Source organism: Streptomyces sp. NPDC048484, assembly GCF_040651415.1.
Lineage (GTDB): Bacteria > Actinomycetota > Actinomycetes > Streptomycetales > Streptomycetaceae > Streptomyces.
In genome coordinates, this window is the sequence record NZ_JBEZJY010000033.1 from 42246 (window position 1) to 55393 (window position 13148).

Below are 13148 nucleotides of genomic sequence, written 5' to 3' on the forward strand. Positions count from 1 at the left end.
GAGTCTGCCAGATGAGCCTCACCCCACCGATCATCCCTCGGGTGGGTCCTGGACGCACGTTCTACGCCTGAAGTAGGTGCGGCCCTACTTCCTGCGCACGACTATCCACGATTCCGGTCCCCAGGGGCCGAAGCCGTCGACCCCCGCACCACCAGCTCCGGCATGAACACGAACTCACTGTGGGGCGCCGGTGTCCCGCCGATCTCCTCCAGCAGCGTACGCACCGCGGCCTGGCCCATCGCCGGGACCGGCTTGCGGACCGTGGTGAGGGGCGGGTCCGTGAAGGCGATCAGCGGGGAGTCGTCGAAGCCGACGACGGAGATGTCCTTCGGGACGTCGAGACCGCGCTGCCGCGCTGTGCGTATGGCACCCAGCGCCATCATGTCGCTCGCGCAGACGACGGCCGTGCAGTCGCGGTCGATGAGCGCCGCCGCGGCAGCCTGTCCGCCCTCCAGCGTGTACAGCGAGTGCTGGACCAGGCGCTCTTCGATGTCGGCCGCGGCCAGGCCCAGCAGGTCCTGCATCGTGCGGACGAAGCCCTCGATCTTGCGCTGCACCGGGACGAACCGCTTGGGCCCCAGGGCGAGACCGATCCGGGTGTGGCCGAGCGAGACGAGATGGGTGACCGCGAGCGCCATCGCCGCCCGGTCGTCCGGCGAGATGAAGGGCGCCTGCACCTTCGGCGAGAAACCGTCGACGAGGACGAACGGCACACCCTGGCCGCGCAGCCGCTCGTAGCGCTGCGTGTCGGCGGAGGTGTCCGCGTGCAGCCCGGAGACGAAGATGATGCCGGCGACCCCCCGGTCGACCAGCATCTCGGTCAGTTCGTCCTCGGTGGAGCCGCCCGGAGTCTGGGTCGCGAGGACCGGCGTGTAGCCCTGCCGCGTCAGCGCCTGGCCGATGACCTGGGCCAGGGCCGGGAATATGGGGTTCTCCAGCTCCGGGGTGATCAGTCCGACGAGCCCCTCGCTGCGCTGGCGAAGCCGTACGGGCCGCTCGTAGCCCAGCACGTCGAGCGCGGCCAGAACGGACTGGCGCGTGGTGGCGGCGACGCCCGGCTTCCCGTTGAGGACGCGGCTGACGGTCGCTTCGCTCACCCCCGCCTGCGCTGCGATGTCGGCAAGCCGTGTGGTCACGGGAGTGGACTGTACCGGCCGGGAATCGCGTTGCCCACCGAACGACCGCCGTGTGCGGGCACTTGGACGGCCCGCTCCGGGCTGCTGCGTCATCGCGTTCCCTCGTGATCGTGGTCGTGACCGTCGTGGCTGGCCGGCTGGCCGGTGGTGGTTGGCGTTGTGATCGTCGTCGTCGTGGTCGTCGTCCGCCGCGAGCGCCCGTGGGGGCGGGGTGGTTTCTGCAAGGTGCCGACGCGCCGATGATCCTCGCGACGGACAGGTATGGCAAGAGCTTGCAGAGTCTTGCACAACGCCCCAGCCCCCGCTGAACGGCCCTGACAAAGGCCTCGGGGCAGTCCCGGTGGGGTCACGGCGGGATAACTGTCCGTCGGTCTTGCATTTTTTTGCTGCAAGACCTTTCGCGTCGCTTTCATCGCTGTTACGTTCACGTCGCCCGGCGGCGGCAACGGTGCGGTCGGCGAGTCGGCAGGGACGGCGGACGGGGCCGTTCCCTCAGGCACACGGGCTTTCACCCTCAAGGAGAACTCATGCGGCGTGGCATAGCGGCCACCGCACTGGTGGCGTCCCTCGCGCTCGCGGCGACGGCCTGCGGCGGAGACAGCGACGACAGTGGCAAGGCGGACGGCCCGGTCACCATCACCTGGTGGGACACGTCGAACGCCACCAACGAGGCACCGACGTACAAGGCCCTCGCGAAGGAATTCGAGAAGGCCAACCCTGACATCAAGGTCAAGTACGTCAACGTCCCCTTCGACCAGGCGCAGAACAAGTTCGACACCGCCGCCGGCTCCAAGGGCGCCCCGGACATCCTGCGCTCCGAGGTCGGCTGGACCCCCGCGTTCGCCAAGAAGGGCTTCTTCCTGCCGCTCGACGGCACCGAGGCCCTCGCGGAGCAGGGCAAGTTCCAGTCCAGCCTGATCGAGCAGGCCAAGTACGAGGGCAAGACGTACGGCGTGCCGCTGGTCACCGACACCCTCGCGCTGGTCTACAACAAGGAACTCTTCAAGAAGGCCGGCATCGACGCGGCGCCCACCACCTGGGCCGACCTCAAGAAGGACGCCGCCACCATCAAGGCGAAGGCGGGCGTCGACGGCTACTGGGGCTCCACCCAGGCGTACTACGCGCAGTCGTTCCTCTACGGCGAGGGCACCGACACGGTCGACGCCGACGCCAAGAAGATCACCGTCAACTCGGCCGCGGCGGTCAAGGGCTACAAGACCTGGCAGGGCCTGTTCGACGGCAAGGGCCTGCACAAGGCCGACACCACCGCCGACGCGTACGCCCACATCCAGGACGCGTTCGTCAACGGCAAGGTCGCCTCGATCGTCCAGGGCCCGTGGGAGATCACGAACTTCTACAAGGGCTCGGCCTTCAAGGACAAGAACAACCTCGGTATCGCCACCGTCCCGGCCGGCTCCGGCGGCAAGGCGGGCGCCCCGACCGGCGGCCACAACCTCTCCGTGTACGCGGGTTCGGACAAGGCCCACCAGGACGCCTCGCTGAAGTTCCTGAAGTTCATGACCTCGGCGAAGTCCCAGGAGACCGTCGCGCTCAAGAACTCCACGCTGCCGACCCGCGACGACGCCTACACCACCGAGGTCAAGGCCGACCCGGGGATCGCCGGCTACCAGAGCGTGCTCTCCGCCGCCCAGCCGCGCCCGGCGCTGCCCGAGTACAGCTCCCTGTGGGGTCCGCTCGACACCGAGCTGCCGAAGATCGCCGGTGGCAAGGAATCCCTCGACGAGGGCCTGAGCAGCGCGGAGACCGCGATCGCCAAGCTGGTGCCGGACTTCAGCAAGTGAGCCCGGGTGGCCGCCGGATCCGTCCCCTCCGCCCACTCCGTCCTCGTCGGGGACGGGCGGGGACGGCGGGGCCGGATCCGGCGGCCACCGGCCACGCCCACGACAGGCCTGCCGACCAGCCCCTGATTTTCCAGAAGGTGTCGAACCATGACAGTCGTCGTCGACCGCGCGACCGGCAAACGCCGCGGTGACCGGGCCCCGCGCCCCGGCCCGCTCCAGCGCATGAAGCACTCGTACCAGAAGTACTGGTACGCGTACGCGATGACCGCTCCGGTGGTCGTCGTGCTCGGTGTGCTGGTGCTCTATCCGCTGGTGCGCGGCATCTACCTGACGTTCACCGACGCCAACAGCCTCAACTCGGCCCGCACGATCGGCGTCAACCACATCGACGCCACGTACAAGTTCATCGGCCTGGACAACTACGCCGACATCCTGTGGGGCCCCACCGCGTACGACCGGTTCTGGTCGCACTTCATCTGGACGATCGTGTGGACGGCGCTGTGCGTCCTGCTCCACTACGCCATCGGACTCGGGCTCGCGCTGCTGCTCAACCAGAAGCTGCGGGGCCGGACCTTCTACCGGCTGATACTCGTCCTGCCGTGGGCCGTGCCGACCTTCGTCACCGTCTTCGGCTGGCGCTTCATGCTCGCCGACGGCGGCATCATCAACTCCGTGCTCGACGCGGTGCACCTGCCGTCGCCGCTGTGGCTGGAGGACACCTTCTGGCAGCGGTTCGCCGCGATCATGGTCAACACCTGGTGCGGTGTGCCGTTCATGATGGTCTCGCTGCTCGGCGGACTGCAGTCCATCGACCCTGTCCTGTACGAGGCGGCCGAGATGGACGGCGCAGGCGCCTGGCAGCGCTTTAGGCACGTGACCCTGCCGGGCCTGCAGTCGGTCAGCTCCACCGTCGTACTGCTCGGCGTCATCTGGACGTTCAACCAGTTCGCCATCATCTTCCTGCTCTTCGGCGACACCGCGCCGGACGCGCAGATCCTCGTCACCTGGGCCTACTACCTGGGCTTCGGCCAGCAGCCGCGCGACTACGCGCAGTCCGCCGCGTACGGTGTCCTGCTGCTGTCCATCCTGATCGTCTTCACCTCCGTCTACCGCCGCTGGCTGGCCCGCAACGAGCAGCAGCTCGCGATCTGAGGCAGGAGCCCCCATGAGCACCACGACAGCCAAGACCCCCGTCCCGGCGGACGGGGCCGCGGGCACCGCACCGGCCGGCAAGGGGCCCCGCCGCGGCGAGCGCAGCCGCGCAGGGGCCCTGACCTCGCACGGCATCCTCAGCGTCGCAAGCCTGATCGCGCTCTTCCCGATCGCCTGGCTGATCTACCTGTCACTCGGCCCGGACAAGGACGACTATCTGCACCCCGGGGGCATCCTCGGCAAGATGACGTTCGACAACTACACGTTCGTGTTGTGGCACACGCCGTTCTTCGACTGGCTGTGGAGCACGCTCTTCGTGTCGCTGGGCACGACCGTCATCGGCGTCATGGTCGCCGCCACCACCGGCTACGCGGTCTCGCGCATGCGCTTCCCCGGCTACCGGAAGTTCATGTGGGTGCTGCTGGTGACCCAGATGTTCCCGGTCGCCGTACTGATGGTCCCGATGTACGAGATCCTCAGCGAACTCCAGCTCATCGACAACTACTTCGGCCTGATCCTCGTCTACTGCTCCACCGCCGTGCCGTACTGCGCCTGGCTGCTCAAGGGATACTTCGACACCATCCCCTTCGAGATCGACGAGGCCGGCCGCGTCGACGGGCTCTCGCCCTTCGGCACGTTCTTCCGGCTGATCCTGCCGCTCGCCAAGCCGGGTCTTGCCGTCGCCGCCTTCTACAGCTTCATCACCGCGTTCGGTGAGGTCGCGTTCGCCTCGACGTTCATGCTGTCCGACACGAAGTACACGTTCGCGGTCGGCCTGCAGAGCTTCGTCAGTGAGCACGACGCGCAGCGCAACCTGATGGCTGCCACGGCTGTGCTGGTGGCCATTCCGGTCTCCGCGTTCTTCTACCTTGTGCAGAAGAACCTGGTTACCGGGTTGACCGCGGGTGGCACGAAGGGTTAGCCGTACGCGGCGAGCTGCGGGATCGTTGGTCGCCTGCGGCCTCGTCGTGGCTGGTCGCGCCCACGCGGCGGCAGCCGCACATCGATACAGCCTCGCGCCCCTGAAGGGGCGCTGCCCGATGACTCCGTCACGTATCAAGGAAGCCATGAGCCAGCAGCACTCCGCCGACTCGGCGCCGAAATCCTCCGTCCTCACCGTCGCCGGCCGCGGCGACTGGTGGCGTGACGCGGTGATCTACCAGGTCTATCCGCGCAGCTTCGCCGACAGCAACGGTGACGGCATGGGCGACCTGGAGGGCGTACGTTCCCGACTCCCGTATCTGCGCGACCTCGGCGTGGACGCCGTGTGGCTCAGCCCCTTCTACGCCTCGCCGCAGGCCGACGCCGGTTACGACGTGGCCGACTACCGGGCCGTGGACCCCATGTTCGGCAATCTGCTCGACGCCGACGCGCTGATCCGCGACGCCCGTGAACTGGGCTTGAGGATCATCGTCGACCTCGTCCCCAACCATTCCTCCGACCAGCACGAGTGGTTCAAGCGGGCGCTCGCGGAGGGGCCGGGCTCGCCGTCGCGCGAGCGCTACCACTTCCGCGCCGGCCAGGGCGAGGACGGCGAACTGCCGCCCAACGACTGGGAGTCCATCTTCGGGGGCCCCGCCTGGACCCGCGTCACCGAGCCGGACGGCACCCCGGGCGAGTGGTACCTCCACCTCTTCGCGCCCGAGCAGCCCGACTTCGACTGGGACCACCCGGCCGTCGGCGACGAGTTCCGCTCGATCCTGCGGTTCTGGCTCGACATGGGTGTCGACGGCTTCCGGATCGACGTGGCACACGGCCTGGTGAAGGCGGAAGGGCTGCCGGACCTTGGATCCCACGAGCAGGTGAAACTCCTGGGCAACGATGTCATGCCGTTCTTCGACCAGGACGGTGTGCACGAGATCTACCGCCAATGGCGGATCGTGCTGGACGAGTACTCGGGCGACCGAATCTTCGTCGCGGAGGCGTGGACGCCGACCATCGAGCGCACCGCCAACTACGTGCGCCCCGACGAACTGCACCAGGCTTTCAACTTCCAGTACCTGAGCACCCATTGGGACGCCGAGGAGCTGCGCTCCTGCATCGACCGCACCCTCGACGCGATGCGTCCCGTGGGCGCCCCCGCCACCTGGGTGCTCTCCAACCACGACGTGACCCGGCACGCGACGCGGTTCGCCAACCCGGCCGGGCTCGGCACCCAGATCCGTACCGCCGGAGACCGTGAACTGGGCCTGCGCCGGGCACGCGCGGCGACGCTGCTGATGCTGGCGCTGCCCGGGTCCGCGTACCTGTACCAGGGCGAGGAGCTGGGCCTGCCGGACGTCGTCGACCTGCCGGACGAGGTGCGCCAGGATCCCGCCTACTTCCGCGGCGCCGGCCAGGACGGGTTCCGCGACGGGTGCCGGGTGCCGATCCCGTGGAGCCGCGAAGGATCGTCGTACGGATTCGGCAGCGGCGGCAGCTGGCTCCCGCAGCCCACCGGGTGGGGCGAGTTGAGCGTCGAGGCGCAGACCGGGGTCGCCGGCTCCACCCTTGAGCTGTACCGGTCCGCGCTCGCCGTGCGCAGCGAGCGGGCCGACCTCGGCGCGGGTGACCGTGTCGAGTGGCTGAGGGCGCCAGAGGGCGTTCTCGCCTTCCGCCGCGGGGCGTTCACGTGCACCACCAACACCGGGGGTGAGGCGGTGACCGTTCGCGCGTACGGGCGGGTGCTGCTCGCGAGCGGCGGGGTGACCGTGACGGACGACGACGAGGCGAAGCTGCCCGCCGACACCACGGTGTGGTGGGTCACCGACTGACCGTCCATCAACCGCCCGCCAACCACCCACCAACCGCCCAACCATCCATCAATCGACCATCTCTGCAAGAACTTTCAGGAATTTTCAGAAGCCCGTCTTCCGCTTTGGGAGGCGGGCTTCTACGATCTGCGGCACCGCACGGCTGTTGATTCTTGCAGCAAGAATCTGCACGACAGCCTGCACAACAACCTGCACGAGAACCTGTACGAGAACCTTCAACGGAGAAGGGACCCCCCACATGGCCAAGAGAGCTCTCTCCTGTGCGCTCGCCCTGGCGGCCGCCGCGCTCGTCGTCCCCGCGAGCACCGCCGGCACCGCCCACGCCTCCCCGCCCGGCACCAAGGACGTCACCGCCGTCCTCTTCGAGTGGAACTTCGCGTCCGTGGCCAAGGAGTGCACCAACCGCCTGGGCCCGGCCGGTTACGGATACGTCCAGGTCTCGCCGCCCGCCGAGCACATACAGGGCTCGCAGTGGTGGACCTCGTACCAGCCCGTCAGCTACAGGATCGCGGGCCGGCTCGGTGACCGTACGGCCTTCCAGAACATGGTCAGCACCTGTCACGCGGCAGGTGTGAAGGTCGTCGCCGACACGGTGATCAACCACATGTCGGCGGGCAGCGGCACCGGTACGGGCGGCTCGTCCTACACGAAGTACGACTACCCGGGCCTGTACTCCTCACCCGACTTCGACAACTGCACCTCGCAGATCACCAACTACCAGGACCGCGCGAACGTCCAGAACTGCGAACTCGTCGGGCTCGCCGACCTGGACACCGGCGAGGAGTACGTCCGTTCCGCCATCGCCAAGTACCTCAACGACCTGCTCTCCCTCGGCGTCGACGGCTTCCGCGTCGACGCGGCCAAGCACATCCCGGCCGCCGACCTCGCCAACATCAAGGGCAGGCTCAGCAGTTCGTCCGCGTACTGGAAGCAGGAGGTCATCCACGGCGCCGGTGAGGCGGTCCAGCCCACCGAGTACACGGGCACCGGCGACGTCCAGGAGTTCCGGTACGCGTTCGACCTCAAGCGGGTCTTCAACAACGAGAACCTCGCCTACCTGAAGAACTTCGGCGAGGGCTGGGGGTACATGAGCAGCGGTGTCTCGGGTGTCTTCGTCGACAACCACGACACCGAGCGCAACGGCTCCACGCTCAGCTACAAGGACAACGCCACCTACACCCTGGCGAACGTCTTCATGCTGGCGTACCCGTACGGCGCGCCCGACATCAACTCCGGCTACGAGTTCTCCTCCACCGACGCCGGACCGCCCAACGGCGGTTCGGTGAAAGCCTGCTGGCAGGACGGCTGGAAGTGCCAGCACGCCTGGCCGGAGATCCGGTCGATGGTCGCCTTCCGCAACACCACCCGGGGCGGGTCCGTCACCAACTGGTGGGACAACGGGGGCGACGCCATCGCCTTCGGCCGGGGCAGCAAGGGCTTCGTGGCCATCAACCACGAGTCGTCCTCGCTCACCCGCACCTACCAGACCTCGCTCGCGGCGGGCACGTACTGCAACGTGCAGGCGGGCACGACGGTGACGGTGAACGGCTCCGGCCAGCTCACCGCGACTCTCGGCGGTAACGCCGCGCTGGCGGTGTACGTCGGCAAGTCGAGCTGCTGACAGCCGATGAGGGCCCAGGGCAGTCGCTGAAAATTCTTTCGGCGCCTTGCAAGGCTCTTGCTGAAATGCTTTCGGCGGCGATACGGTCACGCCGACTCCGGGTGCTGGAGCCGTAAGCCCGTAACTGCGAGGAGTTCACGCCTGTGTCCCTGATATCGAGGTGGCCGCTGCCCCAGGGGCGCCGTTCCGCGCAGCGCGGACGGGTCGTGGCCGTCGCCGTGGCCGTGGCCGTGGCCGTGGCCGCTCTCGCGGCAGCGCTCGTCCAGCCCGTCGCCGCCCGTGCGGCCGCCCCGCCCGCGCTCGACCTGACCACCTCCGAGGCGGTCTGGATCGACCGGAACACGGTTGCCTGGAACGGCGACGAGAGTGCCGCGTCGACCCAGTTGCTGTCCTCGCGCAAGGGGACCATCAAGGCTCAGGACGGGTCGCTGACCAGCAGCGACGAGCGTCGGCTGCGGCTCGGCAGGGCCACGCTCACCGACGCCCAGAAGGCCAGGTTCCCGCACCTCAAGGACCACACGGCCTGGTCCGTCGACCCGCGTGACCGCGACCGGGTGCGCGAGGCCCTGCGCGGCCAGCTGGTCGCCTCGCAGCGGGCCGCCAACGGCGCCGTACTGGCGGCGACGGGCGTGCAGATCGCGGGTGTGCTCGACGACGTGTACGGCGCGACCGCGACGAAGGCGGACCTCGGGCCGACGTTCCACGGCCACGGCCGTCCCACGCTGGCCGTCTGGGCGCCGACCGCCCAGGACGTCTCGCTGGAGATCGGTGGCAGCACCGTTTCCAGGAAGACCGTTTCCAGGAAGACCGCTTCCGGGAAGTCCGTTCCCGTGAAGACCGTTCCCATGAAGCGGGACGCGGCCTCCGGGGTCTGGTCCGTCACCGGGCCGGGGTCCTGGAAGAACAAGCCCTACCGGTACGTCGTGAAGGTGTGGGCGCCCAGCGTCCGCGAGGTCGTCACCAACAAGGTCACCGACCCCTACTCGGTCGCCCTCACCGCGAACTCCGAGCGCAGCCTCGCCGTCGACCTGGACGACAAGTCGCTGGCTCCGGGCGGCTGGTCGGGCCTCAGGAAGCCCAGGGCCGTGCCGCTCAGGGACGCGCAGATCCAGGAGCTGCACGTCCGTGACTTCTCCGTCGAGGACAGATCCGTCCCGGCGGGGGACAAGGGCACCTACCGCGCCTTCACCGACAAGGACAGCGCGGGATCCCGGCACCTCAGGAAGCTCGCGGAGGCCGGGACCTCGTACGTCCATCTCCTGCCGGCCTTCGACATCGCCACCATCCCGGAGAAGAAGGCCGACCAGGCGGTTCCCGACTGCGACCTCGGCTCCTACGCCGCCGACTCCGACAAGCAGCAGGAGTGCGTGGCGAAGAGCGCAGCGAAGGACGCGTACAACTGGGGCTACGACCCGTACCACTACACGGTGCCCGAGGGTTCGTACGCCACCGACCCCGACGGGACCGGCCGCACGGTCGAGTTCCGCGAGATGGTGAAGTCGCTGAACGAGGACGGCCTGCGCGTCGTCATGGACGTGGTCTACAACCACACCCCGGCGAGTGGCCAGGCCGACACCAGCGTGCTCGACAAGGTGGTCCCCGGCTACTACCAGCGGCTCCTCGCCGACGGCGGTGTCGCCACCTCCACCTGCTGCGCCAACACGGCACCTGAGAACGCCATGATGGGCAAACTGGTGGTCGACTCGATCGTCACCTGGGCCAGGGAGTACAAGGTCGACGGGTTCCGCTTCGACCTGATGGGCCACCACCCGAAGGCCAACATCCTGGCGGTCAGGAAGGCCCTCGACGCGCTCACCCCCGCCAAGGACGGCGTCGACGGCAAGAAGATCGTCCTCTACGGCGAGGGCTGGAACTTCGGCGAGGTCGCGGACGACGCCCGATTCGTCCAGGCCACGCAGAGGAACATGGCCGGGACCGGCGTCGCCACCTTCTCCGACCGGGCCCGTGACGCCGTGCGCGGCGGCGGCCCGTTCGACGAGGACCCGGGAGTCCAGGGCTTCGCGTCCGGCCTCTACACCGACCCCAACTCCTCGGCGGGCAACGGCACGGCGGCCGAGCAGAAGGCCCGCCTCCTGCACTACCAGGACCTGATCAAGGTGGGCCTGTCCGGCAACCTCGCCGAGTACAGCTTCACCGACACCGCGGGCAAGGAGGTCGAGGGCTCCGAGGTCGACTACAACGGGGCGCCCGCCGGATACGCGGACGCGCCCGGCGACGCCCTCGCGTACGTGGACGCGCACGACAACGAGTCGCTGTTCGACGCGCTCGCGTTCAAGCTGCCCCAGGGAACCCCGGCGGCCGACCGGGCCCGGATGCAGGTCCTCGCGATGGCGACGGCCACCCTGTCGCAGGGCCCGGCGCTCTCCCAGGCGGGCACCGACCTGCTGCGTTCCAAGTCCCTGGACCGCAACTCGTACGACAGCGGCGACTGGTTCAACGCCATCCACTGGGACTGCCGGGACGGCGACGGCAGCGTCGGCGGCAGCGGCGGCGGCAACGGCTTCGGGCGCGGGCTGCCGCCTGCCGCCGACAACGAGTCCAAGTGGGTCTACGGCAAACCCCTGTTGACGTCCGTCGGGGTGGGCTGCCCACAGATCGAGGGCGCTTCTGCCGCGTACCGGGATCTGCTGCGCATCCGTACGAGTGAGAAAGTCTTCGGGCTCGGTACCGCCGAGCAGGTGCAGTCGAAGCTGTCCTACCCGCTGTCCGGCAAGGACGAGACGCCCGGTGTGATCACCATGGAACTCGGCGACCTCGTCGTCGTCTTCAACGCAACCCCCGGAACGCGGGAGCAGAAGGTGCCGGACCTGCGGGGCACGGCGTACGAACTGCACCCCGTCCAGGCCGGGGGCGAGGACCCAACGGTCAGGTCCGCGTCCTATGAACCGGAATCCGGCACCTTCGCCGTTCCTGGACGGACCGTGGCGGTATTCTCCCGGACCTCCTGAGAGAGCACTACCGTTATGGGGCAGCCCTGGGACCCCGGACTGCCCCGTAAGTGTGTCCAAAAGGCTGGCAGATGGACGTCAACAGCAAGCGGACAGAGGCGACCGTGCTGCTCGTCGACGACTCGGCGTCCGGCCGGTACGCCATGGGCGCCCTGCTGCGCCGTGCCGGTCACCAGGTGGTCCCGGTCGCCACCGGTTACGAGGCGCTCGTCGAACTCGACGCACGGCTGCGCAGAGGAACCCTGCCCGACGTGGCCCTTGTCGACGTGGCCCTGACGGACATGAACGGCTACGAACTGTGCCGCAGGATCAAGACCCGGCCGCACATGGCCGGTCTGCCCGTCGTGCACTTCTCGGCCTCCGCCGTGGCCCCGGGCGACCGCTGCCGGGCACTGGAGTCGGGCGGGGACGCGTATCTGACGGTTCCGGCCGAGCCGGAGGAGATCGACGCGGTGGTCCGGGCCGCGGTGCGTGCCGCGCGGCTACGGGCCGACGACCAGGCACTGGCACGGCGGCTGACGCTGCTGTCGGAGACGATCGTCACCATCCAGGCGGCCCGCTCCCTGCAGGAACTCGCCGACGCCGCGGCCAACGGCACCGCACGGCTCACCGGCGGCCCGGCCGCTGTCTTCTTCCTCGGCCCGGACGGCGAGCTGTACCACGCCACCTCCCGGGACCGCACCTCGCTCGCGCTGCCCGACGAGGGTGCCCACCGGGCCGTGGCCGGTCTGCTCCGGCGGCTCACCCGTGGGCAGTCCGCGGTGCAGATCACCACGGTCCCCGCGCCGCTGTGGCCCGCCGGGTTCTTCCGGCCCGGCGTGCAGCACGACGCCCGGCTGGTGCTCAACCTCACCCAGGACGGCAAGGCCTCGGTGTGCCTGGCCACGCCCACCCGCGGGGTGCGCGCGCCGAACCCCGAGGAGGAGACCCTGGTGGCCCGGCTCGCCCAGGCCACCGCGCTCGCCGCCGAGCCGCTGCTCATGTACCAGGTCGAACGGCACGTCGCCCTCACCCTCCAGCACAGCTTCCTGCCCCAGCCGCACCGGCTGCCCGAACTGCCGGGGCTCGACGTCGTGGTCCGCTATGTGCCGGCCTCGCAGCAGACCGAGATCGGGGGCGACTTCTACGCCGCACTGCGCACCCGCGACGGCGTGCTCGCCGCGGTGGGCGACGTCGTCGGCCACTCGCTGGACGCGGCGACCGTCATGGTGGAGATCCGGCACGCGCTGCGTGCCTACTGCGTCGAGGAGAGCGACCCGGCCGTGCTCGCCGAGCGCCTCGACCGGATGATGCAGTACTACCACCCCGGGGTCACCGCCACCGTCTGCCTGGTCCTGATCGACCCCGGCACCGGCCGCGCGCGTATCGCCAACGCGGGCCACATCCCGCCGCTGATCATCCAGGACTGCGGCACCGCCGACTACGCCAAGGCCGCCGGGCCGCTGCTCGGTGTGGGGCTGCCCCACCCGCCGCCGACCGAGCTGTTCCTCGAAGCGGGGGACCGGCTCCTCCTGGTCACCGACGGTCTGATCGAGACCCGGGGCACGGACCTCGCGGTCTCGATGGAGCACCTGCGTGCGGCCTCCGCGGGTGCCCTGTCCGGGCTGGAAGCCCTGTGCGACACGCTCCTGGAGTGCTTCGGCCATGAGCGGGAGGACGACATCGCGCTTCTCGCGCTGAGGCTGGCGCCCGAGGCCGCGGCCGGCTGAGGCTAG

8 protein-coding genes are annotated in these 13148 nt (G+C 69.2%); 7 read left to right on the forward strand and 1 reads right to left on the reverse strand.

Going from position 1 to position 13148, the window contains the following annotated elements; genetic code table 11:
- Positions 1-101: 101 nt before the first annotated feature.
- Positions 102-1136 (reverse strand): LacI family DNA-binding transcriptional regulator, encoded by a 1035-nt coding sequence (locus tag AB0D14_RS29780; protein WP_362785176.1) that lies wholly within the window; start codon positions 1134-1136, stop codon positions 102-104.
- A 527-nt stretch (positions 1137-1663) separates the two neighbouring features.
- Here AB0D14_RS29780 and AB0D14_RS29785 point away from each other — a divergent pair.
- From AB0D14_RS29785 to AB0D14_RS29815, 7 genes are all read left to right on the forward strand, one after another.
- Complete coding sequence (locus AB0D14_RS29785; RefSeq protein WP_362785179.1) at positions 1664-2938, forward strand: extracellular solute-binding protein; 1275 nt, start codon at positions 1664-1666, stop codon at positions 2936-2938.
- 147 nt (positions 2939-3085) lie between these two features.
- Positions 3086-4090 carry a sugar ABC transporter permease gene (locus AB0D14_RS29790; protein WP_362785182.1) on the forward strand — a complete coding sequence of 335 codons (1005 nt, stop codon included), beginning with the start codon at positions 3086-3088 and terminating at the stop codon, positions 4088-4090.
- Positions 4091-4103: 13 nt separating this feature from the next.
- Positions 4104-5012 (forward strand): ABC transporter permease subunit, encoded by a 909-nt coding sequence (locus AB0D14_RS29795; protein WP_362785185.1) that lies wholly within the window; start codon positions 4104-4106, stop codon positions 5010-5012.
- Positions 5013-5157: 145 nt separating this feature from the next.
- Positions 5158-6843, forward strand: a complete 1686-nt coding sequence (locus tag AB0D14_RS29800; RefSeq protein WP_362785188.1) for a glycoside hydrolase family 13 protein — start codon at positions 5158-5160, stop codon at positions 6841-6843.
- Between the two features lie 238 nt (positions 6844-7081).
- Positions 7082-8464, forward strand: coding sequence for an alpha-amylase family protein (locus tag AB0D14_RS29805; RefSeq protein ID WP_362785191.1), 1383 nt, complete (start codon positions 7082-7084; stop codon positions 8462-8464).
- Positions 8465-8607: 143 nt separating this feature from the next.
- Positions 8608-11433, forward strand: coding sequence for a pullulanase-type alpha-1,6-glucosidase (gene pulA / locus AB0D14_RS29810; protein WP_362785193.1), 2826 nt, complete (start codon positions 8608-8610; stop codon positions 11431-11433).
- 71 nt (positions 11434-11504) lie between these two features.
- On the forward strand, positions 11505-13142 hold the full coding sequence (locus AB0D14_RS29815) for a fused response regulator/phosphatase (protein WP_362785196.1): 1638 nt from the start codon (positions 11505-11507) through the stop codon (positions 13140-13142).
- The last annotated feature ends 6 nt before the right edge of the window (positions 13143-13148 follow it).

Bases quoted from the DNA above. Each gene is read 5' to 3' on its own strand.
- AB0D14_RS29785 (WP_362785179.1), top strand. From the start codon at position 1,664: ATGCGGCGTGGCATAGCGGCCACCGCACTGGTGGCGTCCCTCGCGCTC.
- AB0D14_RS29790 (WP_362785182.1), top strand. From the start codon at position 3,086: ATGACAGTCGTCGTCGACCGCGCGACCGGCAAACGCCGCGGTGACCGG.
- AB0D14_RS29795 (WP_362785185.1), top strand. From the start codon at position 4,104: ATGAGCACCACGACAGCCAAGACCCCCGTCCCGGCGGACGGGGCCGCG.
- AB0D14_RS29800 (WP_362785188.1), top strand. From the start codon at position 5,158: ATGAGCCAGCAGCACTCCGCCGACTCGGCGCCGAAATCCTCCGTCCTC.
- AB0D14_RS29805 (WP_362785191.1), top strand. From the start codon at position 7,082: ATGGCCAAGAGAGCTCTCTCCTGTGCGCTCGCCCTGGCGGCCGCCGCG.
- AB0D14_RS29815 (WP_362785196.1), top strand. From the start codon at position 11,505: ATGGACGTCAACAGCAAGCGGACAGAGGCGACCGTGCTGCTCGTCGAC.